Consider the following 25,929-nt stretch of genomic DNA (forward strand, 5'->3'; position numbering starts at 1 on the left):
ATGTTTGATGAGTTCGTTTACGTTGTAGAAGAGGATACCAACTGAGAGGAGGGTCGTGACGAAATAAATAATCAATCCTGGTGGGCCACCGATCGATGTACCGATTGCACCTCCTCCAAACCCGATGACCGTGAGTTCGATCCACGTCACTACGATCCGAGACAGCAATCGGGGTTCCGAATTGGGCTGTGTCGATGTCATCGGTTCAGAGTACCATATTTAGGACGCGATGTTGATTTTCTGTTTCACTCTGTCCACGCAACTCAACGATACGCCGTTGGCTGATTATACGTCTCATCCGTAGGTTTCCTCGGTATCGACGGGACCACTGAACGCTGAATAGAGCACGACAAAGTAGCCGAGGACGATCGGGAGCAGCACGCTCGCCATGATCGACATAATATTGAGTGGAAGCGTAGAGATAATCGCCTCTCGGACGGTGAGTCCTGCGGTCCGATCCACGAAGGGAAACAGAAGGGTTGCGACAAGCCCCACGAGTCCGAAGACGAGTGTGGCTGTCGCCGCGAACGCGGCGTAGTACCGACGTCTACGGAGCGCGACGGTATAGATTCCCGTCAGGGTAGCAGTGAGCATCACAAGTGCGACGACGGTGATCGAACGGAACGAGGAGCGCAGCCCTGGCTCAGTGACATATATCACTCCGAGAGTAATGATCGCGATACCAAGATAGCCCACGGCAGCTCGGATACCGTAGTCTCGCATCTCATCTCGCAGAGCGCCACGGGTTTTCAGGCCGAGGAACGCCGCACCATCGACAATCGTGAGGACAAGGACTGTGACACCACCGAGGACCCCCACTGGGGTGATGAGGCCGGTCGCTCCGACCAGCCAGTTCATCACGAACAGCCCCAGCAGAAACGGTGTCACGGTACTCCCGATGACGAACGAATAGCCCCAGAGTGTCCGCCAGCGGTCGTCTTCACGCTCCTCGTACATCTCTGGAGCAAGCCCTCGGAGACCGAGTGCGGCTAGAATCGCGAACATCAACAGATAGTACCGGCTGAAGAGATTCGCGTAGACGGACGGAAACGCCGCGAATAGTGCCCCACCGAAGACGACGAGCCAGACCTCGTTCCCGTCCCAGAACGGCCCGACAGCCGCCAACAGCTGTTCTTTCTCGTGATCGTCGTTACGGGTCGCAAACAGGACGCCTACGCCGAAGTCGAAGCCGTCGAGAAAGAGGAACATCCCAAAGATGAAAAACAGCAGCGCGAACCAGAGTTCGGCGAGCGGCAATCCGAATAAGGGCTTCGTAGCCAGCGATTCGACATTAGTCACCGGACGTCACCTCTGACTCTTGGATGTGGGCAGCATCACTCTGCGTGAGTTCGTCCCGGGGTGGTGGTCCCGCTCGGATGATACGACCGACGACGTATGTGTAGAGGCTCAATAACAGGATGTACCCAGCAACGAATCCGAGGAGCGTGAACGTTGCTTCGGCGCCTGTGAGGCTCGGAGAGACGCCGGCACTCGTCCTCATTACCCCCTGAATGACCCACGGTTGTCGCCCGACTTCGGTGACGATCCATCCGACCTCTACGGCGACGAATCCCAAGAGAGACGACGCCATCAACGCCTTATGCAGCAGGTCATCCTCGAAGAGTTCGCCACGCCACCATCGATAGACGCCCCAGACGGCCAGCAGAATGAACCAGAAGCCGAGCGCCACCATAATCCGGAACGCCCAGAAGACGATCGCCACTGGTGGAGCTTTCGTTGAGAAGGATTCGAGGCCGCGTATCGTTGCCTGTGGGTTTCCTCCACTCGCGAGCCAGGATGCGCCACCCGGGATGCCGATGCCAAAGAGATCTTTTGTACGGGGGTTCAGCAGGTCATTAACGTCCGTGGGGAACGCGACGATATACTCGGGGACGTAGGAGTCAGTTTCCCAAACGGCTTCCATCGCGGCGAATTTCTGTGGTTGGGTTTCGGAGACGTGGCGGGCATACTCATCACCCTGAATCACTTGCAGTGGGGCCGTGATGAGCAGGACAGCGAGTGCGATTTTGAGCGTCTTCTCCCAGAAATCGATGTGTTTAATCGGATACCCCCAGACGTGGTGACGGAACACGTAGTAGGCGGCAACGCCGGCCATGAAGAGCGCGACCGACTCGACAGCAGCGTTCTGCATATGGATGAACATATAAGGGAATCGTGGGTTGAGATAGGCCGCGAGCGGATCGGTAAGCTTCACAATTCGATTGCCGTTCTCTACGACAATTTCGAACCCACGCGGCGTCTGCATCCACGAGTTCGCGATGAGGATCCAGACGGCTGAGAGCCAGGTGCCGAGCCCGACAGCGATACTCGACAGGAAGTACAGCCGGTCAGACACCCGGTCCCGTCCAAAGACGAAGATACCGAGGAACGTGGCTTCAAGCATGAATGCCATCATTCCCTCCAGGGCGAGCGGGCCGCCAAACAGCTCCCCCGCGGTCGTTGAGAACGCGGCGAAGTTCGTTCCGAATTCGAACTCGAGGACGAGTCCGGTTACCGTTCCAACGACGAAGCTGACCGCAAATATTCGTGTCCAGAACCGACGAAGCTGTTCGTACACCGGCTGTTTGGTCCGAATCTCTTTCCATGTGAAATAGATGAGAAACGGTGCAAGGCCCATACTCATCACTGGGAAGATGATGTGAACGATCGTGGTGAGCGCAAACTGGAGTCGGCTCGCAAGAACGGGATCAACCACCGGTCTCACCTCGACAGATGTCGTTATTGGTCTGAACGATGATTCGCAGATCGGGTAAAAAATGGACCCCTGTCGGATAGAATGCCATCACTCCGACTTTGCGACTTCGGTACGTCAAATGAAGGCGGTGTCCTATGTATTGGGAATCCGCCTTCGACCCTTATACTGGGGGATTTGATTAGTGAGTATGGAGCGTCGACAGGTCCTCAAGACAGCCGGAATTCTCGCAACAGGTGGCGTAACCAGTCTCGCAGGTTGTAGTTCTGGAAACGGTGATGGTAGCGGTGAGCCGACTACGACCGAGACTGAGGAGACGACCGGCGGTTCGGGAGGAGAAACGGCCGGTGGCGCGGGGGGATCGAACACGGTTATGATGGTCACCGAAGGGAGCGAGTACTATTTCGATCCCATCGGTCTGTTCGTCGAATCCGGGGAGACAGTCACGTTCGAAATCCAGAGTGGGAGTCACTCAGCAACTGCCTACAAACAAGGAACGAGTTCAGCAGAGGTGACGCGGATTCCCGACGGAGCGGAAGCGTTCAACAGCGAGGTTCTGAGTGAACAAGGCGCAACGTACGAGCATACGTTCGAGACCACGGGCACGTACGATTATTTCTGTATCCCGCACAAGTCCCTGGGGATGGTTGGTCGGATTGTCGTTGGCGAACCCGGCGGTCCCGCGGAGGGGAGTATGCCGCCGGACGGAGACGTTCCCGAAAGCCAGACCATCGTCGATCAAGGCAGCGTCTCGTACAGCTCGTTCTCCGGGTAGGCGGCCGCGTACACTGCGAGCTGTGCGCTCCGGAATCACTTGTACACTATATGGCCGACATCGACTGTGCTTCGGACCTACAGTATGGAGACACACGCTGCCGATGACGCTCGCACAAGGCTCGTGGCCGACATACACGGATGCTGCCCTCGATAGTGTTCGGCAGGAACGACGCGAGGTCGAGCGCGAGTGTCAAGCTTTCCAACGGTTTCGCCAGCGTATTCAGACTGCCGACACACAGACTCCTCGGTTCGAACGGTCCGTTGTTGGAGTGGATCAGAGCCTGACATCCGAAGAGAAGTCGATCCGTGATACTATCGAGCCGTGGTATTATGATACTGTGATGGCGGTCGACCACTACGGCGACGTGTACGGTGATTCGTTCGAGGCGAGCCTCAGTGCCGAGTTCGGGGTCGATGTGCTGGTTCTCATTTCAGAAGCGACTACGTTCTCACCGCTCATCAAACAACGACTCCTCGAGGCCGCACAGCAGTGTATTGACAACCGCCGGGTCTTTCTGGAGACGCTCAAGGCTGAATTCACTACGCTCAAAGACGCGCAATCTACAGTTCAAGAGATTCGAGAGGCGATAGCAGAACTTGATTCTACGGAATCACAGGGAATCTCAGATACTGAACTGACCGATCGATACGACACGCTTCACACGTTGACTGATGAATGTAAGAGTTGGATCCAGCAACGGCAGGAGGTAATCCACGCTCATCGAATCGATCGGTCGGCAGACGTGGATGCCTACACTGACCTCTGTTCGTATCTCTATGAGGGTCTGGAGGTTGATTATCCGGTGTTGGCGATGTTTGTCGATCTCTTGGAGATCATCTCCCAATATGAGTAGTTCTCTCTTTCACCTCCTACTCAGTCTTGATGTCCTCCCATGGCTGAACAGTAGTTGCTGATTTGGCTGCGATTAGTGCTGGCAAACTGGGCGCTGGAATCGAAGGACCCCGTGCACCGGGTGCACGGCTTTCAGAATCGGCGTGAGTGGGTGTCGAACATATTAGATAATCGACCCCAGCAATTACTGTGAAGGGGTGGGCTTCCGCTTACACCGTGTTAGTTCCGGTTTCCAGCAAATCTACTTTGTTAACGGTTTTGTCTATCCGGTCACAACAGTACATATGGAATTCGACTTCGTGCGCTCGGTGGCTCCCCTCGTCGTTATTGTCGCCGTCGCGGCGATTGCGCTCACGACCGTGATGACTTCCTCGACAGTCTTCATGATGGTTCTGCCCTCAATGATTATCTTCTCGGTCATCGCGTTCTTCCTGGGAATGAAACATGGCGAGTTCCGCGCCAGTCCATAACAGGCCGACCCAGTAGCCGAAATCCGCGGGGTTGCGATCCATGCTAGCCGCCAGCTGTGTTGATTCAGATTATTTCGATGACCGGTACGCAGTCCTAGCGACGGCTGTTTTAGAGTCCGCCCGTCGCCGTCAGATAGGCCCCTGCGAACTGCACCGCGTTATACGTCCCGTGAATCACAGCCGGCACTGTGAGGTTGTCCGTATACTCGTACGCTGCTCCCAGTACTAAGGCTAGGACGAATGCGATACCGATGTACACCAGTTTGCCTTCCCCTGACAACGAGAAGAGATGGATCGATGCGAACAGAGCGCTTGCGAGGATAATTGCACGAGCCGGATGGAGACTTTCACGTAGGGTACCCTGTACGAGGCCCCGGAACAACAGTTCTTCTCCCGGACCGACCAATAGGAATTGGAGCGGGATGAGAAGAAGGAATACACTCGGATTTTGTCGCCCGACTTCGACGATCTGATTCTGAGCCGAGTTCAGACCGAGGGCCGTGATTACTGAGGACGCCACAAAGAGCAACCCCAGGATCGCTATACTCCCCCCGACAATCACCGCCCCATCACGCTTGTCAGGGAGACGAACTGGGACGAATCGCAATCCGAGATCACGGCCTTTGAGATAGAGGACGGCGATGCCCCCAAACGTCACTCCTTGGAGGAAGAACGTGCTCACAACCAGTCTGAGGCCTGGACGTGACGTGAGGTCGACTCCGAACAACCCGACGACCGTCCCGACGGCAAGGATTACGATAGCCCCCGCGACGTATGACCCATATGTGAGACCAATCGCCGAGGCGACAGAACGGAAGCGAGATATCGACGACATTAATCAGATGTGAGCGTAGGGCTCCACCCTACAAGCTGGCTTCGATAGGTCGATTCCGGCGCTGTTCATTCCAAGACATCCCGCGGTAGTGATTTTATTCATAGCTGACGTTCAGGTTCAACGAGGTTCGATCCAGCGAGGACTGTAATTGTAACGAGCACGAACGCGATCAGTGAGAGATTCGGAATCGTGAGTCCGAGCACCGGAGCCTGCCACTGGACGACTGCACAGGGACCAGCAAAGGTGCATGAGGCCGTCGTTGCTTGGAGTACGGAGTGATATCCCGCGATTGAAGCTCCCACCACGGATAGTGGCACGACCGTTCGCCAGATTGTGTTGTGGCTCTCGAGAGCGGCAACGCCAAGAACGACGACAAGCGGATACATGAGGATACGTTGATACCAGCAGAGGGTACACGGAACGAGACCGAGGCCGAGACTGAACCAGAGGCTTCCCAGGGTCGCAACTGCCGCGACGCCTGCCCCGCCTGCAAGCCAGAATCGTCCGTCGGACATCCATGACTCAGTTTGATCCAGCTGCATCTTCGATCAACTGTCTTGTTCGCTCTTCGTTTCCGAGTGGATTGACCGTCGTGCCATCGATGAGGAGCGTGGGTGTGGCGTCGACACCGGTATCGCTCGCAGCCCTGTCAGTCGCCCGCAGCACGTCGTCGTACTGGTTTTCTTGGATCGCCGTGCGGATCGACGCCGTCTCGGAGACGCCTGCGGCCTGAGCAAACTCGACCAGTCTCTCGGCGGTCGCCCACTGGTCGCTCTCGGGTGGCTGATTCCGGAACACGTATTCGTGGAACGCCCAGTACGAGGCTGGCTCGGTGTTCCAGACAGCTAACCCGGCTTGGCCGGCTGCGGGTGCATCGGGGCCCAGAAATGGGTCGCCACCGATATATGCGAGATTGCGGAACTTGAGCGCGATCGTTCCTGGTTCCACGTAGTCCGTCACGAGTTGTGAAAGCATCTCCGTACTGAACTGGGCGCAGTACGGACACTTCCAGCTCCCGAAGTATGTGACCGTGACATCGGCATCAGCAGACCCCATCGTCGCATACCGGGATTCGCTAGGCGAGTCGGGAATCGGGGCAGTGGCGACGGCGCCCGTATCACCTCCAGCATTCGCACCGCCCTCCGGTTCAGTACTCGTATTGTTAGAGAGAGCGGTGGCGCCGATCACGAGACCGGCAGTGGCGGCACCACCGCCGGCGAGGAGAAGCTGTCGGCGGGTCAGTCCTCCGACAGCAGCTCCGACACCTCCCTCGGAGAGCCGCTCTGAGAACGTGCGTGAATCGACGGCTGCGTCCGCCCGTTTGTAGTCCACACGTGAGAGGTCGTCGGGATGAGCGGCGAGCCAATGTCTGTAGAGCTGCTCGTCAGTCTCGTCACCGAGTTGTTCACCACAATAATGGCAGGCGCTGTGAACGTTCCATGTGTGGTCACGCGCTGCTCCAGCTGTTTCGAATTGATCTGTACAGATCGGGCAGGTATGGGCAGTCATTCGTGATCACTACTCCAGGTAGCAGATTTCATAGGCATCGTGTTGTGCTCTCATAGTGAGCTGTATTGTCGGTATCTGTGGCATTGTTTTATGACTCGCTGTCATCAGCGGCGGAGATATGCGACGAGGAAGGTCGTCAGGAGACAGAGGAGAATGAGAATTGCCACGCCGAGATGGGTCGTCACGATGATCGGTTGGAGATCTTCCGTGACGGTCAATCCTCCGAGGATAACCTGTAACGGAAGGAGGACGAGAGCGGCCGTGGCCGACCATTTGACAATCGGTGTATTCCGGTGTGTCACCCATGCTCCAACGGTCGTGCCGACGATCAGAACCCCGGCCGTCATCGCCAGTCCACGGTGAGCCCACTCAGCGAAGATTTGGAGTGCAGAGTATGGCGAGTTAGTAATGATCTCGGGTTGAAGGAAGGGAACCCACGTCCCGTAGCAGGTCGGCCAATCGGGACAGGAAAGTCCAGCACCGATTGCACTAGTGTAGGCGCCGAGAAGCATCACGATATACGTCACTAGTAGCGTGAACCCGGCGATATGCCTGTACTCGACCGGAATCTGTGAAATCGTGGTTCGCACGTCGTGCCAGCGGAGTCGGGCTTGAGACATAATATTGGGTAGGGACGCTGACTGGCGGTGTGACGAGTTGATGTCTTGGAGACAAAGTGTTAGGCCGGATTCCCAGCGAGTGGGACACCGCCTGCTATTCATTGAGGAGCCGTCCCACGGCACTGTTAAGAAGACCCACGGTTTGTAGGGAAACCCCCTATACGCCGATAGTATGATGGCTCAAGAACATACCCAGGAACGATCAATTGAACGCGACCGTGAGGTGAAGTCTGCTAACGACAACACCTGTCCCGAGTGTCAGGGCCGTGTTACCCGGAACAGCGACAGCGGCGAGGCGACCTGCGAAAGCTGTGGGTTGGTTTTTGAAGATGATCCAATCGACCACGGCCCGGAGTGGCGTGCATTCACCTCGGACGAACGCGATGAAAAGAGTCGGGTCGGTGCGCCGACGACGCAGCTGATGCACGACAAGGGCCTGAGTACGACTATCGGCTGGCAGGACAAAGATGCCTACGGCCAAGCCGTCTCCGGTCGCAAACGTGCTCAATTACAGCGCCTTCGGACGTGGGACGAGCGGTTCCGGACGAAGGATGCCCACGAGCGGAATCTCAAGCAAGCGCTCGGGGAGATCAGCCGGATGGCGTCCGCTCTAGGACTTCCGGAATCGGTTCGGGAAACTGCAGGCGTCCTGTATCGGCGTGCTGTCGAGCAGAACCTGCTCCCCGGTCGCTCGATCGAGGGTATGTCGACGGCGTCGTTGTACGCGGCTGCTCGACAGCATGGAATGCCACGGCCGCTGACGGAGTTCGCCGATGTCAGCCGTGTCGAGAAAATCAGGATCCAGCGAGCGTACCGATATCTGTCCCGAGAACTTGGGCTGGAGATCGAGCCGGAGGATCCCATGCAATATATCCCACAATTCGCGTCATCGCTTGACGTGAGCGACGAAGCAGAACGGCGCTCTCGAGAACTGCTTGAGGTAGCTACAGATAATGCCGTCCACAGTGGAAAGAGTCCAGCCGGATTGGCGGCTGCCGCTCTGTATGCTGCGACCCACCTCACGAACGAGCAGCTCACACAGGAGACGGTGAGTGAGGTCGCCCACGTGAGTCGAGTCACGATCCGGAATCGATACCAAGAGCTTCTCGAGGTGTACGCGCAGCATGACTGACCGGCCGGCCTTTGCGGGCGAAATACAGCTACGGATATGCCAATGACACGTTATCTACTATGACCGAGTTCTCAATACAGACCGAGGTCGAAGTATTGGAGGTGCTCGTTGACGAGTCACCTTGCCATGTGATGGAGATCACTAATATCGTCGATGGGCACCCGATCACTATCGACCAAGCGTGTGCTCATCTCCACAGTGAGGGCTGTATTGTTCCGCGCGGGAGGGGTCTCTACGAGATTACCGACGCCGGCGAACAACGACTCGAAACTCAACAGGAATCATAGCGTTTCATAACTGTGTCACTATGTTCACCCTCATTGGATGGATCAGCCATCATCACTCCCCAGCCCGGATCCGTAATGAATACGGGGTGCCGATGGACCCTCTCGTCCATAATCGGACTCCATTTCCCGACGAACACGTATTCTCGAATAATGGGAGATAATTCAGTGTCTTCCGAGGACCCTCCAGGGCTGCAGGATGTCCTCGATGCGCTGGATGATCCCGCGTGTCGGACTATTCTCCGGGAAACTATCGAACCAATGACTGCGAACGAGCTCCTCGACGCATGTGACATCCCCAAGTCGACGCTGTATCGAAAATTAGAACTCCTCAGTTCCGCTTCCCTCGTTCGAGAACAAGAGACGATCAACCCTGGAGGTGGACGGGTTACCTACTACGAACGGTCGTTCGAGGATGTCACGATCTCTATGGACGACTCAGGTACGTTTTCAGTGAATGTCGATCGGCCACCGCAATCTACCGACGAACGGCTTGCAGATATCTGGTCGATGATGGGGGACGAAGTATGAACGGCGTCATCACGGCGATTGCAGTCGTCAAGTTCGTAATCCTGCTTCTCGGTGGCGGGATCACCTACATTGCATTTAAGGCCTATCGGCGTACGGGTGCGGACTCGCTACGTGTCCTTGGTGTCGGGTTCGGTATCATCACACTCGGGGCAATCCTGACTGGCGTGGCCAACCAGTTCTTTTCTGTCGGATTGGCACTCGGCGTGCTCATCAACAGCCTGTTCGTCGCGCTTGGTCTCGCGGTCATCATGTACTCGCTGTATATCCAGAAATGAACGCCATTCCGAATGGTGCCGTTCCTGATCTCCGTCGGGGTAGCTACCTAATCCTTTTCGGCGTGGTTCTGTTCGTTCTCACGCTTGTTAGCAGTGCAATGCTCGCCCCTGCGATTGGGACGGCTTCGGAGACAGACCAGACGTCCCGGACCTTGGTCGGGTCTCAGGGGGGTGGCCCAGGCTGGCACGAATACGGTAGCGTCTACCTCCTCAACGGTACGAACACTACCTGGCGCGAATCGAGTGCTGATAGCTATTTCGACGTCACACAAACGGAGAACGGAACAGTGTTAGCCGGGTTCATGGACAGCGGGTACGCTTCGTGCGGACCGTACGAGTCTCCCTGTACCCGAACGGGATTCCGAGTCATTGACCCCGGACAAGACACTCGGGTGCTTTCGGAGTACAGCTTCCCGGTGCGAACGAACAAGAACAGCGAAGTCCACGATGTCGAACGACTCGAATCGGGAGAATACTTGGTCACCGATATGGAGTACGAGCGTATCTTTACTGTCAAGAACGGCGAAGTCACGTGGCAGTGGAATGCGAGTTCGTTCTACGACGCTCCACAAGATCCGACGACGACCGACTGGCTGCACATCAACGACGTGGACGTCATCAGCACCGGGCGCTATCTCGTCTCAGTACGCAATGCCAACCAGCTTCTCGTCATCGAGCGCGGAGAAGGCGTCGTCGACGTCATCAACGAGGACACGAACGATTCGAACGATGCCAACTGTCGTAAATCAGGCCAGTTAGCCGACTATGATGGTGATGGCGATATTCGATGTGGTGACCCCGACGTGCTCAACCACCAGCACAACCCACAGTGGCTCGGAGATGATGCCGTCCTCGTCGCTGACAGCGAGAACGACCGGGTTGTCGAGCTCCATCGAACGGAGGCCGGTGAGTGGGAGCCAGCGTGGGCCTTAGATCAGGTTGAGGGGGTCGCATTCGATTGGCCTCGGGATGCAGATCGGCTCCCGAACGGAAACACGCTCATCACCGACACGCTCAACCGGCGACTCGTCGAGGTCGACGAATCCGGAACTGTCGTCTGGAGCGTTCGAACAGAGCGTATCCCATACGAAGCCGACCGACTTCCCTACGGTGAGCCTGTTGGAGCCCCGAAGTATACGACTAACGGAAGCGGCGTCGACAGCACTGACGCCGGCGTGCCGGGCCTCTCACTACTCCTGGTCGGGCTTCGGGCCGTTGTTCCCTCGACGCCGTTCTGGTTCGGGGAACCACAACTCGGCCTGACGCTTGTCTCTGCGCTCCTCATTGTCGGCGGCGGAGTTGACCGAATTCGTAACTAAATTTCCTCTCGAAGCCAGCCGAGAGCTTGCTCGCGTTTCTTGCCGTCAAAATATCGCATTTCGTTGGGAGCGACTGGCCAGATCGTCCGGATTGCATACCACCAGTCAAACAAGAGTTTCGCCCATCGTGTATCGCCGACTGCGGCGTACCGGTCGATATCGAAGTCGGGGCCGTACCGGAGATCGGGAACCACCCCGTGGAGGTGTGTGAGAAACGTCCCGAACGTCCAGTTCGGAACTTCCTCGTACACGTGGATATGCCCGTACTGGTCGCTCTTTTCGACGAGGAGCGAGTACAGCTCTTGATAGCCTGTTCGCGTGCCCTTCCCGACGCGAATCGCAATGAGGTTCTCGTTCGTCTCGTCCAACACTTCGAACATTCGATTGGGTGCTGTGTGGGACATCGCTAGTGGGAGTGATTCGTCGTACCGACAGGGTCAGTATCGGGGTCGGTATGCCCGACGAGCTCGACGGTTGCGTGGTCGATTCCTCGACCCGTGAGATGATCGTGAACCCGTGACTGGATTGTCCGTTGCTCCTCGAGTGTGGTCGCCGTATCGGTGAGCCGGACGGTTGCGACGGTGAGTTGACTACAGACTTGCCAGACGTGGAGATCCTCGATTTGGTCGACGCCATCGAGTGTCGTCAATTCATCCCGGAGTTCTTCGGACGACACCGGGCTCCGTTCCAACAGGATCGAGGTGCTTTCTCGGAGGACGTTCCCAGCCGACGCGAGCACCAGCAGCCCGATGAGCACGGCCGCCACGGGGTCTGCGATAGGGAGGTCAAACACTGCGACGGCGGCAGTCGAGACGATTACCGCAACAGATCCCCCGGCGTCACCGAGCAGGTGGTAGAACGCCCCGCGCTCGTTGAGACTCATCTCACCACCCTGCAACACGTACACGGAGCCGATGTTCACCAGCAGGCCACCCGTCGCGATGATCAGCGTCAACTCTGGATTGATCGCCACCGGCTCGAGGAACCGCTGGTAGGACTCCCAGACGATGTATCCGACCATCGGGAGGAGCAAGACGCCGTTCAGGAAGGCCGCAACCGGCTCCAGTCGGTGGAGACCGTACGACCACGCCTCGCCACCCTCGAACCGTTCGGCGGTGTAGCTCGCGCCGAACGCCATCGCGTACGCCAGCATATCGAACAGCATGTGGAGTGCGTCGCTGATAAGCGCGACCGACCCGAACAGGAGTCCACCAGCCAGTTCGATGACGAATCCAAGGAAATTGACGACCGCGACGAGCGCAAGCCGACGCGTACTACCACTTGTTTCAGACGGGTGTTCGTGTTCTGCCGTATCCTCTTGTGTGTGTTCATGGAGCGTCATACATTCACTTTGGAGGGAGAGCTACTTCGAATCCGAGGACTCTGGGGATTCCTGAGTAGACTCCTCCGACCTATCTTCGGTCACCAACGTCGAATCCTCCGCCGAGGATTCAGTACGATCCGAGGAGTCAGACTCGCTATCGCGTTCCTCAGCTGCTGTGTCGGACTCTTCCGATTCCTCGGTGAGCGATATATCCTGGGCAGAGGAGCCACTGAAATCGAGCGGACGAAGCCAGATGAACCAAACGACGAATATGGTTGTACCATAGCCGACGATCCACACGAGATCAGCAACGCCAGAGAGATTCGCCTGTTCGAGGGTGTATACCAGTAAACCGGGACCGATGAGCCCAACGAGCACAACGAGGACGGCAAACTGCGGAGACGAGAGTCCGAACGGGTATTGCTGCTGGTCTGCCTCCGTATGGGACGTTGTATTTCCCTCGTTCTCAGCACCCATCTTACCCCTCCGAAGCGTTGGTTTCGGTGTCTGTGTCTGGCGTGATTCGAGAGAGTCGCATCGCGTTCCCGGTAACGGCCGTCGTCATCCCGGCATCCCCAGCGAGGACAGCGAGCCAAATCGGGACGTATCCGAACGGGACTGCGACCGCCAGCCCGGCTTTGACAGCGAGACTCGACCAGATGTTCTGCCGGATGACACCGTTCGCATCGTTTGCGAGTTCGTAGAGGTACGGAAGCTTCGCGAGGTCATCACCCATCAGGGCGATGTCCGCGGTCTCCAATGCGGTATCAGTCCCGGCAGCCCCCATCGCCACGCCGACCGTGGCAGTGGCGAGCGCCGGTGCGTCATTGATGCCGTCTCCGACCATCGCAACGCCGTCGTACTCCTCGACGAGCTCCTCGATCGCCGTCACCTTGTCCTCGGGGAGTAGTTCGGCCTGGTACTCGTCGACACCGACCTGGTCGGCGATCGCGCGGGCAGTCCGTTCGTTGTCCCCCGTCAGCATCACGGTTCGGGAGACACCGAGTTGCTTCAGTCGCGTCACCGTTCGCTTCGCTTCCGGCCGAATCTCGTCGGCGACCGCGATGACGCCCTCGAGTTCGTCTTCGGTCCCAACGAGGACGACGGTCTTGCCTTCAGCCTGGAGTTCGGGAACGGTCTCCTCGAGGAGATCGAGACAGTTGTTCCGGTCACACATCTGCCGGGCTGTCTGTGTCACGACGCCACCGTCGGTCGTCGCGTGTACGTGCGAAAGATCGAAATCTAACTCCTCAAACAGACCCGGTTTGCCTGCGAAGTGCGGAGTACCGTCGATATCGGCACGAACACCCTTTCCGGTGATGCTCTCGAAGTCATCGACCTCGCGCTCGGTGACCCCTGCGCTGCCGGCTTCGGCGACGATTGCCTCGCCGATGGGGTGTTCACTCCGTTGTTCGAGTCCCCGTGCACACCGGAGCACGTCCTCCTCCGAGTTCCCGTTTAGGGGAACGACGTCGGTGACGGTGAGCTCACCCTTCGTCAGTGTTCCCGTCTTGTCGAACGCGACGACATCGACCGCACCCATCGCTTCGAGGTGATTCCCGCCCTTGATCAGGACGCCGTTCTTCGCGGCGCTCGTAATTCCCGACACCACCGAGACAGGCGTCGAGATGACAAACGCACATGGACAGGCCAACACCAACAGCGTCAGTCCGTAGACGACGGCCGTGGACCAGGTCGTGCCGAAGATGTACGGGCTTGCTACCGTCGTCAGGATGGCGAAGCCGACGACGACTGGCGTGTAGTACGTCGAGAAGCGCTCAACGAACTGTTCGCGTTCGGTCTTGTTCGACTGGGCGTCCTCAACCATCTCCACGATGCGGGAGAGCGTGTTGTCGCCGGCCTCGGAGGTGACCTCGACCTCGAGATACCCCTCCTCGTTGATAGTGCCGGCGTACACCTCGTCGCCCGTCGTCTTGTCGACAGGGACGCTTTCACCCGTGATCGGTGCCTGGTTGACGGCGCTCTCACCGTCGATGACGCTTCCGTCCATCGGGATTTTCTCCCCTGGCTTGACGACGACGATGTCTCCCACGGCGACCTCGTCGACGGGAATCGTCTCCGTGCTCCCGTTCCGCTTGACGGTTGCTTCATCCGGTGAGAGATCCATTAGTTCGCGGAGGGAGTTTCGGGCACGGTCCATCGAGTAGCGCTCCAGCAGTTCCGCGATGCTGAACAGGAACGCGAGGGTGGCGGCCTCGAAGTAGAGTGCCTCACCGAAGACAAGACTCGCAACGAGTGCGCCGAGGATAGCCACCGACATCAGGAAGTCGATATCGAGGTTCAGATTCCGCGCCGAGTAGTAGCCGTTGCGAAGGATCTCCTGGCCGCCGGTGGCCACTGCAATCAGAAACAGGACGTCAGCGACCAGTAGATCCGTCCCGAGAAGACCTGCGATCTGTATATTCTGGCCGGTCAGGAAGAACTCGAAGAGTAAGCCGAAGGCGACGAATCCACCGCTCACCCACGTCTTGAGTGCGCGCGAACTTGTCCAGATGCTCTCGCGCTCTCCGCTCGCTTCCTGACGCCCCGATTCGTCGCCTGTCGTATCCGTGACCTCGTACCCAGCGCTTTCGATCGCGTCGATGACGTCAGCTTCCCCAGCCCGCGACGAATCGTACGTGACGACGACGGTTCCGGTCGTCGGCTGCGTCTCGTATGTTGTCACTCCACCAACCCGGTCAAGGGCGTTTTCGATTTTGCCCGCACACGACGGACAATCCATCTCCGGAACCGTGAATTTCGAGGTGACCTCGCCAGTGTCCTCCACCGTGTACCCGGCCTTTTCAACCCGATTAGCAATCGCGGTGGCACTCGTTTGCTCGCCGTCGTACGAGACGGTCAACGTCCCTGTCGTCACTTGCGGGTCGACGCTCCGGATTCCGTTTAGCTTTCCGACGCTGTTTTCGACCTTTCCTGCACAGGATGGGCAGTCCATCTCCGGGACGGAGAACTGTGCAACGTCTCCCTGGTCTATCGATGGGGCAACGTCATCACCATCTTGTCCAGTGTGATTGTCGTGCTCGTGATCCTTGTGATCGTGGTCATGTGTATGACCCTGCTCGTGAGAATCCGCTCCGTGGTCGTGGGTGTGATCCGGTGGTTCACCACTCCCGTCGTGGGATTCCTCGTCAGGTGAGGTCATTACGTCCTGCTAGCTACTACAGACTTATTAAATCGGCTGCTACTAAAACCCCTTATTATGGTAGTATCTAATAAAGTATTCGGGACGAGTTATTAAATCGGCCGATAATCCGTCCCATTCCCCGGACCTAAGTCCGGATTGGTCGATACTCGCCGTGTTTGATCTCGAGGAGAAGCGTACGGACTCCACACACGATGAGACCGGCGCTGACCACATCACCATTGGTACTCATCGGACTCATTATCGCCCCCTACCGATTCTGATGGCAAGTAGAACCACGAACGTGATCTCTCTCTTGTTGTAGCGAATTCTACTGTAGTACGGTCCCTCAATCAGATGTTGTTTCCGATGTCTCCGCTGTCGCTACCGTGGCGCGGGTTTCCCTCCGAACGAAGCCTACCCAGACAAGTGCACCAACGAGACACAGGATTCCAGCGATCGCAATCGATTGACCGCGGATTGTCGTCCCGGTCTGGTTCTGTGTGATCAACAAGACACCGAGACCGACAAGGATGAGTCCTTGAACACCTGCTGCTTTCGCTGGCTCAGCGATATACTCCGCCTCTGTGAGAATGCCAGCGACAGATCCGACGAACAACAACAGTCCCGCAACAGAGACAGGCCGAAGCCCGAGGACGACACCGACCTCCGAGAGAGCAAATCCAATCGCGACGAAGAGTGGCCATGGACTCGATCCGGTGAAGGTTGCGTCCGAGTCAGATGGATCGCTCATTATCTCGAATTGAGCTTCACGATATAATAAATCGTCTGTTATTGATCCCCTCATCGTTAATAGAATATGGCAGTGATTCAGCCGTTAGTTAATATTCGTGCAGTATAACGTCTCACTCTTAACCAGGTAGTGCTCCATAGTCCCGATTCTCCGCGATAGCCCATCTTCGGTCAAATGGTTTTATAGAGGCGCTCTGACTACTCTTTTCTATGTGCATCTACTGCGACGCCTACGAAGAAGAGCGAGAAGCGGAGAGTCAGTCCCCGGTCGAGGACAACCACTCTGAACAAAAAGCTACTTCCACGCCGTCAAAGGAAATGTTTGTACAACTTCGTTCTTCGTTAGCCGATCTGTTGTAACCGACCATACGCCCTTGATGTCGCCACGTAAGTCGATATACGAGCGGAGAAGTTCGAACGTCGAACCAGAACGGTTTCAACGCTGACTGGCCTACGGCCGATTAACAGCTTTCGAGAGTATGTCATACGAAGGCACTACGGTTCCACGGCGTGACTCACCTGCAGGGGAGTGTGATTACTGTGGGCATCCGTTCCCAACGACCGACCGCCTCGTCCTCCACAAAGGCTTAGAACATCCCCAAGAGTTGGATGCCGACGAGGAAGACGCATTCATCTCTGCCAGAGCGGACGAAGAAGACGAGTTACGCACGCTGCGTCTGAAAGCACTTGGAGCCCTTGTGCTCCTGTACTTCGGTTTCTTAATGCTATATGCCATCGTCGCCTGACTCAGACACGAACTCTGGAGCACGCAGAGAGGGGCACACAGAGTCAGGGCCAGAGTCGAGGCTCCATAATTGGGTCGTATCGAACACAAAGCTCAGACTCCTGGTTCAGTTTGTAACCTGGGTCTCGGTATTGACGCTGTTTACCGAAACAGTCGCTGCCGGGAACGGAATGACGCTCTCGAAGCAGCCACGGGATACACTTGCCATTCCCCGATGGCTGTATCTCGCCACTGGCGGCGCTACGATTGGCGCCTCTGCCCTGCTTGCAAGTTTCGTCACTGATCGGGCGTTTATCCGTTATCTCCACAGCTGGTCGTTTCCTGGTCCAACAATTGATGACTGGCGAACACCTATTGTGTGGATCGGACGTGGACTCGGGATCGTCGTCCTCGGACTGGCAGTCTACCTCGGAGTGACGGGCCCACAACTCCCGACAGCGAGCTTCACCATCCTCGTCACGTTCGTCGTCGTTCGTGCAGGCTTGCCGATGCTCACGTATCTCGGAGGCAATCTCTGGCCAGTGCTGAACCCCTGGCGAGGAATCGTCTCGCTACTCCCAACTGGATACCGGACGTATCCAGAAGAATTAGCCCGATGGCCAGCTGTTGGTGGCCTATTACTTCTCGTGTGGATTGAGGTGGTTTTCCCTGTCAGCACGATCCCGTCAACTCTTTCGATTGTGATCCTCGGCTACAGTGTCGTCACAATTGCAGGCGCTGTACTCGTCGGTCCCAACGCATGGTTCGGGAACGCAGATCCGTTATCCGTCCTGTTCCGATTCTTCGGGGCTGTCGCTCCTGTAAAACGGCGGGATGGGAAGCTCACCGTAAAACTGCCCGGTAGCGACCTGACTGATTCAGACTTAATCACGGACACCTCCGATGTCGCGTTCGTCATTGCGCTAATCTGGGAGCTCACGTACAGCGGCTTCATCACGACGCAGACGGGCGCAGCAACTATCGAGGCACTCGCCAGCCTCTCTAATATTGGAGTGGGAGCCGTACAGATTCGTGCGATTCTCATCTACACACTCCTTTTCGTCAGTGGCTACGTCGTTTTCTTCGCCGCGTATTGGTATGCTGGTGTACTCTCTCGGCGACGGACTGGGACATACATTACAGCAAAACGCATCGCCTTTCGGTTTGCACCCTCGCTATTGGCCATCGCAGCGGGATATCACCTCGCTCACTACACCGGACTGGCCGTATCCCTCAGTCCAGCCCTAGGGATGGCGATTGTCTCCCCACTGTCGCCCCCAGCGAATCCCCTGACATTATCTCCACCTGGATGGTTCGAGGGCTTGAGTATCGCCTACGTGCTCGTCGGGCATCTCCTCGCTATCTGGGCAGCGCACGCGACCGCCTACGAACTCTTCTCGAGTCGTCTCGTCGCGATCCGGAGCCAGTACCCGTTCATTATTGTGATGATCGGTTACACCGTCATTAGCCTCTGGATTCTCTCACTTCCCGGAGCGACGCCCCCTTATCTACCCTGATTCTGGTGGTTTCGAGGGGACCACTGGTCGCACACTATGGTCAGAGCTTGACCAGAAAGGGATCACTCGACAGTGAACTCAATCGGCTCCATATCGAGGAACGCGGTTTCGTAGCCATCGTGCCGCGCCAGTTGAGGTGGTGTCTCTACGGTGATTCTGACCGTATCGCCCGTCTTGAGTTCATCAAGACCCATCCCATAGAAACTCCCGAGGTCGGGATCGAGAGACGCTTGGAGTGTCCCTTGTGTGATTGTGTCTCCTCCTCGGTTGAGTGTTGCTGAAAGAGCCATCCTCGGGAGCATCACGCGATTGTAAGGTGTTCGAGGAGAGACGATCAGGAAGGGACCGTCACTATCGCTAAACCGATGGTCACCGTCAACGAGAGCAACGACTATCGTCGCATCACCGGATTGCCCTTCATGGAGAAGTCGACCAGGAAGGTCGGATTTTGTCGGTACGACCGGTTCAGGGACCATTTCCATGTCCATTAGATCGACTGTCCCACGGGTGCCTGCTTTGTCGCCTAACCGGCGAATCTCCAAATTGTACGTCTCATCCGTATCGAACGTGAACTGCATCGTGGCAGACTGTCCCTCTGTAAATCGCCCGTGGAATGGATTCGTACGAGCTGTCTGCAAGGGGCCGACCTGGAGCGTCACATCGTACTGTCCTTCCCCCGGGAGAGCGATATTGTCGCCGTAGTGGAACCCCATATTCGGCGAGATCATCGGCCAGAGGTTGGTTGAGGACACTCGACCGTCGCTGTTACTGATTTCGACAGAGACGTCGACCGGGAGGATCGTCTCCGTCTCGGTGTCCCAGACACTCGCCATCAGATGCACCGAATCATCCGACTGAACGACGACTTTCGTCTTTCGTGAGCCAGTGAGGTTCCAGAAACGGTGCGGGAAGGAATGCATCAGCGCAAATCCGAGATCGCCGGCCGTCGTCGTTCCGTACATTCCCATTCCTTCGATGATGGCAGGATAGTAGACGGCGTCAGGTCGATCCTCCACGAGCGGAGGATCACGCCATGCAGACTGCGTCTCGAATCCGAGCCGCCCCAGGCAACCAGACAGCACTAGGCCACCCGAGAGAGCAGTCCCCTGTTTGAGAAACGTTCTCCGATTCATATTCTCCTCTGAGATGGTATGTTTGGTAGATTCATTGAGTCGACCTCGCTGTCGTCAACCGGGGGTTTCTGTAACTGTCAGCCTCGGCCATTCTGTGACTGTCTACGCCAAGCGAACGACGAATCCAGTGAGTACCAGGAGTGAGACAACGCCAAGTAACGCCCCCAGTAGAAGGTGCTTCTCTTCCATAGGTTTGGCTTCGGTTGGAATTCTAAAGACACCTTTGGAACTACAACGTCACCTGCACATCTGGCATATCAACGAAGGCTGTCTCGTATCCTTCATGGCGAGCCGTTTGTGGGGGCGAATCGACTGTAATCGTCAGCTCATCTCCCGTCCGTACATCCGCGACCGTCGCTCCGTAGTGATAGCGGAGCTCTGGATCGATAGTCGCCTGTAGAATTCCGTCGAACACTGACGTACCGTCACGGTGCAGTGTCCCCGATAGCGACATCATCGGCAGCAACGTTCGATTGTAGGGTGTGCGCGGGGAAACAGCGAGATACCTCTGATTCTCGTCCCCACCGAAACGCGACGCGTCTTCGAGGATCGTAACCACGAACTTCGCGTCCCCACTCGTCCCCGAGCCACGAACGTCCCCAGGGAGCGCGTCCGGTGTCGGCACTTGCGAACTCGGTAACATCTCCATGTCCATCAGGTCGACAGCACCCTTCGTGCCTTCTCTGTCGTCGGGGATGTCCGTATACGAGATTTCGTTGAGCGTCGATTCGCTGAATTCGAACTCGAACGTGAACGAGGCGTTCCCCTGATTCTCGGCCAGCGACCCCGTCCGTCGCGTCGACGGCCCGCCGATACTCACCTCGACAGTGTACGTACCGTCGCCCTTGAGCTGTGCGTTATCGCCGAAGTGAAACCCCATCGGCTGGGAGAGCATCGGCCACGGTGCGAACTGATCAATCGAATCCCCGCTCTGTGTAATCGTGAGCTGCGGATTGATATCGGGTGGGATGATCCCCGTATGTGTCTCCCACACGACCGGCATCAGGTGGATCGAATCCTCGGATTGAATCTCGACCTTCGTGATCCCATTCGGCTTCATCAGCCAGAACCGGTGCGCATACGAATACGTGAGCGCACACCTGTACCCGCCCTGTTCCTTCATTCCAGGCATTTTCATGCCCTCGTAGTGGGTCGGATAGTAGACTGCGTCCGGCCGGTTCTCGGGAAGCGGTGGTGCTTGTGCCGATTGCGTCTCGAACAGGCCGGCACACCCCGCGAGCCCTACGAGTGAACCGCTCCCGGCCACTCGGAGCACGTCACGACGATTCATGCGTCACCTCCTGTGCGTCCCCAGTCGGCTGGGCAGGTGGCAGCGCGCGCAACGACCGCGACGGGACGAGGAAATTACCGCGACGCTCCGTACGAATGTACTGTAGGATGCCGTTGTTATTCCGCTGACCGACGGCCGACTGCTCGGTGACGTCAGTGCCATTCATCGCTTCTCTCGTATCGACGAAATCGGTGATCCGTCGCTGGAGCGCAAGGAAGTGGAGGCTGGCGGCTCCATCGTCGGTAGAATCGAAGTCACGTCGAAGAATGAGCGGCGAGTCATCATCGTCGCGAGCGCGGGCAGATTTCTGGGAGTGACCGATGACGCCCATCTCGCGGGCCGTCTCATCCGTTGGCTGACAGTCGTCGATTTTGCTGCTGGTTCCGAGGTTGTCTCCAGTGCCCTCGACTACGTCGTTCTCGGCGTGGTACGGACAGAACATCTTCGCCTCACGCTGCCAGCGGTCGTCCTGGTTGTACCACTGGTTGAGGTTCAGTCGGAGCTTGGAGATATGCTGAGTCGTGCCACCGGCGAACGGCCCCGACTGGATCGTCACACGTTCTTCACTGGCCTGGTTCTTTTTGAAGCCGGACTTGAATCCCATAAACAGGGGTGCGTCCTCCGGGACTTTGTCGGCCGGAACACCCTCCGCATCGTCTGCATTCTCCGCCGGGAGTCCATCCCCGATAAATCCAGTTCGCCGGTCGGCGAGTGAGAAGACATCGGTCAGTGCAGCGTCGGGCTGATCGACACCGTTGAGGGTCGATTTGTTCCCTTTGAGGGCTTCTTCGGCACCGAGCACCACCTGTGCCGTGTTACTTGCGAGATGGACGACCGCATCGGGCGTATCGAACTCGGGTTCCTCGAACGGAGCAAGTGCTTCCGGATCGGGGAGGTCAACGTCGTCGGGAAGCGAGTCGTCGAATCGGTCAAAGTATGCCGGAGAATAACTCACCGTGAGCAATAACCCGTCCCCGCTTCGCTCGTAGGCGTGTTCGATACCCCGGAGAGCTGTTTCAACTTGGTCGCGGTCGTCTTCGTTCGGTTGCCCGTCTCGTCGGTAATTCAAATAGAGGAGCACACGATGGCTCGGAGCGATGACGTTCCCATGGTCGTCCCGTGGGAGGACCTCATTCCAAGCGTGTTGACGTTGTGGATACGACGAGAGATCGTCCGGGCCCGTCGGGACATCGACCTCTTCACGGCCTAGGCAGGCACTAAATGCCGCTGCTCCTCCGATAGCGATGGCCGACTTGAGGAATTCTCGACGAGGGATACCTCTCTCATCACTCATTACCCGGCAGTTAGGAAGTCAACGGAAAAGCGGTTCTGGTAGAGTTCTTGAATCTCCCCCTCAAGGCCGGTATCGGACTATCTGGTGAAGAGCTTCTTCACCAAGTTCCACCCGATAAATCGGGGGGTCCGCTTGCGGTATTCATCGTATTCCTGGCCATACTGCTCTCGCAGCCACGGTTCTTCGGCAAACGGGAACAGTGCGTACACAAGGATGGTCAAGACGCCGTGTACAGCCAGTTTCCTGGAGTTCACTGCGATGATCGCGCCGACGATGAACGTAATGAATCCCACGCTCTGTGGGTTGCGCGTGTACTGGTAGATACCGTCCGTCCGAAGCTCCCCTTCTCTTCCACTGCTTTCCATCCACCCGAGTTCGAAGAGGGCGGAAAGGGCAAATCCCATCCCGAGTGCGGCGATACCGCTACCTGCGAGTTTGCTCCAGCGTTTGGTGAAAATGAATGAATCCCGATCAAGCGCGACCAGCACGGGAAACCCAGCGAACACGACGGAGAGCGCTGACCAATTGAACCACCACCGCCAGGAGCTGTCGCCGATGGGCCACACTCGACGGTCAGGGTGAACCGCACTGATCGCATACCCGAGAATCAGCGTGACATCCGCGACGACTGTCGTCAGTAGCGCGCGATCTGAGGATGCGGACATATGCGTACGTCCTGATTGTGAAAGACAAAAAGGTGAGTCAATCGTGGTTCCTACATAGAGACTGCTGCCTCTAAAGGGGTTTAGAACCACCAACCACTCTCTACAATTCTAACATCCGGGGTGATTTGAATCGACGCTCTCAGGTAACTGCGTTTCAAATTTAACCCAGATGGCGGGATTTGTCCCACTTCATAGTGGGTTCATCGATCCGTGGTCCCTTCCGTTGCTCGCGGTGATCACCATCGCAGCTGCTGGTACAGCGGTGCTTCTGGGACTTGCGATCGGCGCGTTCGTTCAGCGCCAATCCCGTCCATATCTGTTAGTCGTCGCTGCGCTAGCTGCCCTCTTTGGACGCTCTGCAATTGCGGGGATCACCATCGTCGGCCTGTTTTCACAAGCCGAGCATCACCTTCTCGAACACGGACTTGATGTCATTCTTGTCGCGCTCGTCATTGCTGCGGTCTATCACTCTCGAACTATTTCGAACGAGACCAATTTGGATACATGACACACCAACGTGACCGGATTCACGAGTGTATTGCCACCCACCCTGGAGAACACTTCAACGCACTCACGCGGAGACTAGACCTCGCACCAGGACAGGTACAGTACCATCTCAGGGAACTCCAGAATCAAGAGAGAGTAATCGAATTACCTCTCTATGGCCGGACCCACTATTACACACCTGAATATGATGCGTGGGAGCGGGGAGCAATCGCTGTCATTCGCCGGGAAACAGCACGCGACATTTTATTCTGCGTTCTCGAACAGGGGCCATCCAGACCGGACGCTGTCACAGAGTCTCTCGGGATTGCTCGGGGGACTCTCGAGTGGCACTTGAATCATTTGACGGAGCAAAATCTCATCGAGAAACACCGAGATGCCAATAATCACGTGACGCTGGTCGCAGCCGAGCCGACTGAGACCGCTCGTCTCCTCGAAGAGATTACACCCTCGCTGCCCGATCGGATGATCGACCGGTTCACCCGCCTCGTCGATAACCTACTGGCGGAGGGCTCGTGACGAGTTTGCGGATGTGTTTCGTCGGAACGAGAACTTGATTGTTCGATTACTTTACTCGAACTGTCCCGACCATCCCAGAACTCTCGTGTGGGATACAAAAGTACCCGTACGTTCCAGGTTGATCGAACGTGTGCTCGTAGTTCTCGCCCGGAGCGATGAGTCCCTCGGTGACCCGATTCCTCGCAACACGCTCTGACTCGAAGCCACCACTTGCGAAGTACGCGGCGTCGTCTGGAATCTCGTCTTCATAGGCTGTGACCGTGTGATCGATGTCACTCTCGTTCGTCCATGTAACCGTCTCACCAGGTTCGATCGTCGCGGTCTTCGGCTCAAATTTGAGATCACCGGGCATCGTGACAGTCTGGGCCGATGATGACTGTCCACCTAGACACCCGGCGGTGCTGAGAGTCGCTAGGGTCGCGGTGCTGAGCCGCAATATCGATCGTCGGTTGTAGAACTTCGAGACCATTGTAACGGAAACGAGTGTTTTCCTATTAGAGGACAACGAAGAGATCGGTCACGTACATGACGCCGAGTCCGAGCAGGAACGCGAGCAGGTTCGTCGCGCTCGCCACGCGACCGCCGGCATCGCGAACCATTCGCGCGATCTCCCAGTCGACCTGCAGGATTGCGCCAACCCCGATCGCGAGGAAGAAGGCCCCGATCGTCGGCGAGTATGCAAGACTACCGATCCAGCCCCCGAGGATGACGGGTGCGCCGGCGATCACCCCGAGTGCGGCGAAGTGCTTGAGCGAAGGGCGTTCCCCGCGGGCGACCGGCGCGACGACAGCCGGACCTTCCGTCACGTTGTGGAGCATGAACCCGATCACGAGGAATGCGCCGAGTGACACGCGCCCGAGTGCGAACGAACTCCCGATAGCAAGTCCTTCCGCAAGGTTGTGCAGGCCGATCCCTATCGCGACCAGATAGGCGATCCAGAGACCGCTACTCGCCCGACTGTCACCAGCAGCGACACGGCCCTCACGCCACGCACTGATCGCCTGGACGAGCAGGAGTGCGCCGAAGATCCCGAAGACGACCAAGAGGTTGCCCTCGTACGCGCCCGGAACTCGTTCGGCGAGTTCGAACGCTTCGAACCCGGCGTCAAATGCCAAGAAGCCCAGTACGCCGGCCGCGAACAAGAGCACGGCGTGCAGCCACCGATCACTCATCGTCTTGATGTAGGGGAACCAGAGCATCCCTAATGCGACTGGGATGACGCCGACGAACAGTCCGATGACTGCGAGCGTCCCGAGCAGACTGAGGCTAAACCCGGGCGACTGACTCGGCGCGACGATCGTGTTGTGGAACGTCGCTCCGTCAGAGAGCACGAGCGCGACCTCGAGGTCCCACCCCGGATTCCAGTGATACGGAATCACGATCTCCGCACTTTCCATCGGGGCCAGCGTTTGGTCACCACCGGCTCCTTCGACCCGGAAATCCCAGTACGCCTCGTCGACGAGGACCTGTGATATCGTCACGGATTCGGGGCCGTTATTCGTCACGTGCAGGACGACCGTTTCGTCGCTCGGAAGCGTCGTGTGCGTGACCGTTACGTCGGGAAGTGGTTCGCCGCTCTGAACCCCGGCGAGCGGTGACGTGAACGCAAACACGCCTAAGACGAGTACGAGCAACACGATCGGGAGTAACGCACTGACCCATTTTGGAAGGCCGAGCGGTTGTGTTATCTCGTTCTCAGCTGGTACACCACCGTCCGTCGTCGTGTCTCGTGTCTTATCCGCCAT

Annotated in this window: 30 protein-coding genes; 12 read left to right on the forward strand and 18 right to left on the reverse strand. The window is 57.3% G+C overall.

The features are described 5' to 3' along the window. Window positions 1-294: 294 nt before the first annotated feature. Together cydB and Harman_RS17790 are read right to left on the reverse strand one after the other, a co-directional pair. Window positions 295-1,299, reverse strand: coding sequence for a cytochrome d ubiquinol oxidase subunit II (gene cydB / locus Harman_RS17785; protein WP_137685084.1), 1,005 nt, complete (start codon window positions 1,297-1,299; stop codon window positions 295-297). Next, window positions 1,292-2,716, reverse strand: a complete 1,425-nt coding sequence (locus Harman_RS17790; protein ID WP_137685085.1) for a cytochrome ubiquinol oxidase subunit I — start codon at window positions 2,714-2,716, stop codon at window positions 1,292-1,294. Before Harman_RS17790 ends, cydB begins: the two co-directional genes overlap by 8 nt. A 187-nt stretch (window positions 2,717-2,903) precedes the next feature. Between Harman_RS17790 and Harman_RS17795 the strand changes: the two genes are divergently transcribed. The 3 genes from Harman_RS17795 (at window position 2,904) to Harman_RS17805 (ending at window position 4,813) form a co-directional block, all read left to right on the forward strand. Beyond that, the gene (locus Harman_RS17795) at window positions 2,904-3,488 is read left to right on the forward strand and encodes a plastocyanin/azurin family copper-binding protein (protein WP_137685086.1); all 585 of its coding nucleotides are present in this window, start codon (window positions 2,904-2,906) and stop codon (window positions 3,486-3,488) included. Window positions 3,489-3,591: 103 nt separating this feature from the next. After that, complete coding sequence (locus tag Harman_RS17800) at window positions 3,592-4,344, forward strand: DUF7260 family protein (protein ID WP_137685087.1); 753 nt, start codon at window positions 3,592-3,594, stop codon at window positions 4,342-4,344. A 283-nt stretch (window positions 4,345-4,627) separates the two neighbouring features. Continuing rightward, complete coding sequence (locus tag Harman_RS17805) at window positions 4,628-4,813, forward strand: DUF7333 family protein (RefSeq protein WP_137685088.1); 186 nt, start codon at window positions 4,628-4,630, stop codon at window positions 4,811-4,813. A 109-nt stretch (window positions 4,814-4,922) separates the two neighbouring features. On the opposite strand, the gene Harman_RS17810 is transcribed toward Harman_RS17805, so the two are convergent. The 4 genes from Harman_RS17810 to Harman_RS17825 all read right to left on the reverse strand — a co-directional run bounded on the left by Harman_RS17810 (window position 4,923) and on the right by Harman_RS17825 (window position 7,879). Next, window positions 4,923-5,495, reverse strand: a complete 573-nt coding sequence (locus Harman_RS17810) for a CPBP family intramembrane glutamic endopeptidase (protein WP_225935436.1) — start codon at window positions 5,493-5,495, stop codon at window positions 4,923-4,925. 251 nt (window positions 5,496-5,746) lie between these two features. Beyond that, on the reverse strand, window positions 5,747-6,163 hold the full coding sequence (locus tag Harman_RS17815; RefSeq protein WP_201289638.1) for a disulfide bond formation protein B: 417 nt from the start codon (window positions 6,161-6,163) through the stop codon (window positions 5,747-5,749). 7 nt (window positions 6,164-6,170) lie between these two features. Then, window positions 6,171-6,980: a DsbA family protein gene (locus Harman_RS17820; RefSeq protein ID WP_235007253.1), complete on the reverse strand. Its 810-nt coding sequence runs from the start codon at window positions 6,978-6,980 to the stop codon at window positions 6,171-6,173. A 281-nt stretch (window positions 6,981-7,261) separates the two neighbouring features. After that, a complete protein-coding gene (locus Harman_RS17825) occupies window positions 7,262-7,879 on the reverse strand; it encodes a COX15/CtaA family protein (protein ID WP_327411452.1) in 618 nt (205 codons plus the stop codon). Between the two features lie 70 nt (window positions 7,880-7,949). Between Harman_RS17825 and Harman_RS17830 the strand changes: the two genes are divergently transcribed. The 5 genes from Harman_RS17830 to Harman_RS17850 all read left to right on the forward strand — a co-directional run bounded on the left by Harman_RS17830 (window position 7,950) and on the right by Harman_RS17850 (window position 11,318). Beyond that, a complete protein-coding gene (locus Harman_RS17830; RefSeq protein WP_137685093.1) occupies window positions 7,950-8,909 on the forward strand; it encodes a transcription initiation factor IIB in 960 nt (319 codons plus the stop codon). A 59-nt stretch (window positions 8,910-8,968) separates the two neighbouring features. Next, window positions 8,969-9,196 (forward strand): transcriptional regulator, encoded by a 228-nt coding sequence (locus Harman_RS17835; RefSeq protein ID WP_137685094.1) that lies wholly within the window; start codon window positions 8,969-8,971, stop codon window positions 9,194-9,196. Between the two features lie 150 nt (window positions 9,197-9,346). Further along, on the forward strand, window positions 9,347-9,724 hold the full coding sequence (locus tag Harman_RS17840; RefSeq protein ID WP_137685095.1) for a winged helix-turn-helix domain-containing protein: 378 nt from the start codon (window positions 9,347-9,349) through the stop codon (window positions 9,722-9,724). Further along, window positions 9,721-9,999, forward strand: coding sequence for a DUF7521 family protein (locus Harman_RS17845; RefSeq protein ID WP_004594563.1), 279 nt, complete (start codon window positions 9,721-9,723; stop codon window positions 9,997-9,999). The genes Harman_RS17840 and Harman_RS17845 overlap by 4 nt, the downstream gene beginning before the upstream one ends. Further along, the gene (locus Harman_RS17850; RefSeq protein ID WP_137685096.1) at window positions 9,996-11,318 is read left to right on the forward strand and encodes an arylsulfotransferase family protein; all 1,323 of its coding nucleotides are present in this window, start codon (window positions 9,996-9,998) and stop codon (window positions 11,316-11,318) included. Before Harman_RS17845 ends, Harman_RS17850 begins: the two co-directional genes overlap by 4 nt. On the opposite strand, the gene Harman_RS17855 is transcribed toward Harman_RS17850, so the two are convergent. The 6 genes from Harman_RS17855 to Harman_RS17875 all read right to left on the reverse strand — a co-directional run bounded on the left by Harman_RS17855 (window position 11,315) and on the right by Harman_RS17875 (window position 16,592). Continuing rightward, window positions 11,315-11,698, reverse strand: coding sequence for a SpoIIAA family protein (locus Harman_RS17855; protein ID WP_137685097.1), 384 nt, complete (start codon window positions 11,696-11,698; stop codon window positions 11,315-11,317). The two genes, Harman_RS17850 and Harman_RS17855, sit on opposite strands and share 4 nt — an antisense overlap. Window positions 11,699-11,724: 26 nt before the next feature. Then, window positions 11,725-12,660, reverse strand: a complete 936-nt coding sequence (locus Harman_RS17860) for a cation diffusion facilitator family transporter (RefSeq protein WP_137685098.1) — start codon at window positions 12,658-12,660, stop codon at window positions 11,725-11,727. Window positions 12,661-12,681: 21 nt separating this feature from the next. Beyond that, on the reverse strand, window positions 12,682-13,119 hold the full coding sequence (locus Harman_RS17865) for a hypothetical protein (protein WP_137685099.1): 438 nt from the start codon (window positions 13,117-13,119) through the stop codon (window positions 12,682-12,684). A gap of 1 nt (window position 13,120) precedes the next feature. Next, the gene (locus Harman_RS17870) at window positions 13,121-15,805 is read right to left on the reverse strand and encodes a heavy metal translocating P-type ATPase (protein WP_137685100.1); all 2,685 of its coding nucleotides are present in this window, start codon (window positions 15,803-15,805) and stop codon (window positions 13,121-13,123) included. A gap of 127 nt (window positions 15,806-15,932) precedes the next feature. After that, window positions 15,933-16,046 (reverse strand): hypothetical protein, encoded by a 114-nt coding sequence (locus Harman_RS22270; protein ID WP_449271442.1) that lies wholly within the window; start codon window positions 16,044-16,046, stop codon window positions 15,933-15,935. Window positions 16,047-16,133: 87 nt separating this feature from the next. Further along, a complete protein-coding gene (locus tag Harman_RS17875; protein WP_394347831.1) occupies window positions 16,134-16,592 on the reverse strand; it encodes a DUF7541 family protein in 459 nt (152 codons plus the stop codon). 424 nt (window positions 16,593-17,016) lie between these two features. Here Harman_RS17875 and Harman_RS22165 point away from each other — a divergent pair, with 424 nt between their 5' ends. Together Harman_RS22165 and Harman_RS17885 are read left to right on the forward strand one after the other, a co-directional pair. Continuing rightward, window positions 17,017-17,283 carry a DNA-binding protein gene (locus Harman_RS22165; RefSeq protein ID WP_137685102.1) on the forward strand — a complete coding sequence of 89 codons (267 nt, stop codon included), beginning with the start codon at window positions 17,017-17,019 and terminating at the stop codon, window positions 17,281-17,283. Beyond that, window positions 17,267-18,778 (forward strand): hypothetical protein, encoded by a 1,512-nt coding sequence (locus Harman_RS17885; RefSeq protein ID WP_137685103.1) that lies wholly within the window; start codon window positions 17,267-17,269, stop codon window positions 18,776-18,778. The genes Harman_RS22165 and Harman_RS17885 overlap by 17 nt, the downstream gene beginning before the upstream one ends. Window positions 18,779-18,840: 62 nt before the next feature. Here Harman_RS17885 and Harman_RS17890 read toward each other — a convergent pair whose 3' ends face one another. The 4 genes from Harman_RS17890 to Harman_RS17905 all read right to left on the reverse strand — a co-directional run bounded on the left by Harman_RS17890 (window position 18,841) and on the right by Harman_RS17905 (window position 23,161). Next, window positions 18,841-19,911, reverse strand: a complete 1,071-nt coding sequence (locus Harman_RS17890) for an iron transporter (RefSeq protein WP_137685104.1) — start codon at window positions 19,909-19,911, stop codon at window positions 18,841-18,843. A 229-nt stretch (window positions 19,912-20,140) separates the two neighbouring features. Beyond that, the gene (locus Harman_RS17895) at window positions 20,141-21,202 is read right to left on the reverse strand and encodes an iron transporter (RefSeq protein WP_137685105.1); all 1,062 of its coding nucleotides are present in this window, start codon (window positions 21,200-21,202) and stop codon (window positions 20,141-20,143) included. Further along, complete coding sequence (locus tag Harman_RS17900) at window positions 21,189-22,496, reverse strand: DUF7405 family protein (RefSeq protein WP_137685106.1); 1,308 nt, start codon at window positions 22,494-22,496, stop codon at window positions 21,189-21,191. Before Harman_RS17900 ends, Harman_RS17895 begins: the two co-directional genes overlap by 14 nt. Window positions 22,497-22,573: 77 nt before the next feature. Further along, entirely contained in the window at window positions 22,574-23,161 is a 588-nt protein-coding gene (locus Harman_RS17905) for a methyltransferase family protein (RefSeq protein WP_137685107.1), read from the reverse strand. Window positions 23,162-23,393: 232 nt separating this feature from the next. Between Harman_RS17905 and Harman_RS17910 the strand changes: the two genes are divergently transcribed. Both Harman_RS17910 and Harman_RS17915 read left to right on the forward strand, forming a co-directional pair. Continuing rightward, the gene (locus Harman_RS17910; protein ID WP_225935434.1) at window positions 23,394-23,669 is read left to right on the forward strand and encodes a DUF7471 family protein; all 276 of its coding nucleotides are present in this window, start codon (window positions 23,394-23,396) and stop codon (window positions 23,667-23,669) included. Beyond that, complete coding sequence (locus tag Harman_RS17915) at window positions 23,666-24,184, forward strand: winged helix-turn-helix transcriptional regulator (protein WP_137685109.1); 519 nt, start codon at window positions 23,666-23,668, stop codon at window positions 24,182-24,184. The genes Harman_RS17910 and Harman_RS17915 overlap by 4 nt, the downstream gene beginning before the upstream one ends. A 46-nt stretch (window positions 24,185-24,230) precedes the next feature. On the opposite strand, the gene Harman_RS17920 is transcribed toward Harman_RS17915, so the two are convergent. Beyond that, entirely contained in the window at window positions 24,231-24,536 is a 306-nt protein-coding gene (locus Harman_RS17920) for a cupredoxin domain-containing protein (RefSeq protein WP_235007256.1), read from the reverse strand. 142 nt (window positions 24,537-24,678) lie between these two features. Further along, a complete protein-coding gene (locus Harman_RS17925) occupies window positions 24,679-25,929 on the reverse strand; it encodes a ZIP family metal transporter (protein WP_137685110.1) in 1,251 nt (416 codons plus the stop codon).

Source organism: Haloarcula mannanilytica (assembly GCF_005406125.1).
GTDB classification, from domain to species: domain Archaea; phylum Halobacteriota; class Halobacteria; order Halobacteriales; family Haloarculaceae; genus Haloarcula; species Haloarcula mannanilytica.

Excerpts from the sequence above, each read along its gene's own strand:
- Harman_RS17795 (WP_137685086.1), top strand. The coding sequence starts at position 2,904 with ATGGAGCGTCGACAGGTCCTCAAGACAGCCGGAATTCTCGCAACAGGT.
- Harman_RS17800 (WP_137685087.1), top strand. The coding sequence starts at position 3,592 with ATGACGCTCGCACAAGGCTCGTGGCCGACATACACGGATGCTGCCCTC.
- Harman_RS17805 (WP_137685088.1), top strand. The coding sequence starts at position 4,628 with ATGGAATTCGACTTCGTGCGCTCGGTGGCTCCCCTCGTCGTTATTGTC.
- Harman_RS17815 (WP_201289638.1), bottom strand. The coding sequence starts at position 6,163 with ATGTCCGACGGACGATTCTGGCTTGCAGGCGGGGCAGGCGTCGCGGCA.
- Harman_RS17825 (WP_327411452.1), bottom strand. The coding sequence starts at position 7,879 with ATGAATAGCAGGCGGTGTCCCACTCGCTGGGAATCCGGCCTAACACTT.
- Harman_RS17830 (WP_137685093.1), top strand. The coding sequence starts at position 7,950 with ATGATGGCTCAAGAACATACCCAGGAACGATCAATTGAACGCGACCGT.
- Harman_RS17835 (WP_137685094.1), top strand. The coding sequence starts at position 8,969 with ATGACCGAGTTCTCAATACAGACCGAGGTCGAAGTATTGGAGGTGCTC.
- Harman_RS17840 (WP_137685095.1), top strand. The coding sequence starts at position 9,347 with ATGGGAGATAATTCAGTGTCTTCCGAGGACCCTCCAGGGCTGCAGGAT.
- Harman_RS17845 (WP_004594563.1), top strand. The coding sequence starts at position 9,721 with ATGAACGGCGTCATCACGGCGATTGCAGTCGTCAAGTTCGTAATCCTG.
- Harman_RS17850 (WP_137685096.1), top strand. The coding sequence starts at position 9,996 with ATGAACGCCATTCCGAATGGTGCCGTTCCTGATCTCCGTCGGGGTAGC.
- Harman_RS17855 (WP_137685097.1), bottom strand. The coding sequence starts at position 11,698 with ATGTTCGAAGTGTTGGACGAGACGAACGAGAACCTCATTGCGATTCGC.
- Harman_RS17860 (WP_137685098.1), bottom strand. The coding sequence starts at position 12,660 with ATGACGCTCCATGAACACACACAAGAGGATACGGCAGAACACGAACAC.
- Harman_RS17865 (WP_137685099.1), bottom strand. The coding sequence starts at position 13,119 with ATGGGTGCTGAGAACGAGGGAAATACAACGTCCCATACGGAGGCAGAC.
- Harman_RS17870 (WP_137685100.1), bottom strand. The coding sequence starts at position 15,805 with ATGACCTCACCTGACGAGGAATCCCACGACGGGAGTGGTGAACCACCG.
- Harman_RS22270 (WP_449271442.1), bottom strand. The coding sequence starts at position 16,046 with ATGAGTCCGATGAGTACCAATGGTGATGTGGTCAGCGCCGGTCTCATC.
- Harman_RS17875 (WP_394347831.1), bottom strand. The coding sequence starts at position 16,592 with ATGAGGGGATCAATAACAGACGATTTATTATATCGTGAAGCTCAATTC.
- Harman_RS22165 (WP_137685102.1), top strand. The coding sequence starts at position 17,017 with ATGTCATACGAAGGCACTACGGTTCCACGGCGTGACTCACCTGCAGGG.
- Harman_RS17885 (WP_137685103.1), top strand. The coding sequence starts at position 17,267 with ATGCCATCGTCGCCTGACTCAGACACGAACTCTGGAGCACGCAGAGAG.
- Harman_RS17890 (WP_137685104.1), bottom strand. The coding sequence starts at position 19,911 with ATGAATCGGAGAACGTTTCTCAAACAGGGGACTGCTCTCTCGGGTGGC.
- Harman_RS17895 (WP_137685105.1), bottom strand. The coding sequence starts at position 21,202 with ATGAATCGTCGTGACGTGCTCCGAGTGGCCGGGAGCGGTTCACTCGTA.
- Harman_RS17900 (WP_137685106.1), bottom strand. The coding sequence starts at position 22,496 with ATGAGTGATGAGAGAGGTATCCCTCGTCGAGAATTCCTCAAGTCGGCC.
- Harman_RS17905 (WP_137685107.1), bottom strand. The coding sequence starts at position 23,161 with ATGTCCGCATCCTCAGATCGCGCGCTACTGACGACAGTCGTCGCGGAT.
- Harman_RS17915 (WP_137685109.1), top strand. The coding sequence starts at position 23,666 with ATGACACACCAACGTGACCGGATTCACGAGTGTATTGCCACCCACCCT.
- Harman_RS17920 (WP_235007256.1), bottom strand. The coding sequence starts at position 24,536 with ATGCCCGGTGATCTCAAATTTGAGCCGAAGACCGCGACGATCGAACCT.
- Harman_RS17925 (WP_137685110.1), bottom strand. The coding sequence starts at position 25,929 with ATGGCGGATAAGACACGAGACACGACGACGGACGGTGGTGTACCAGCT.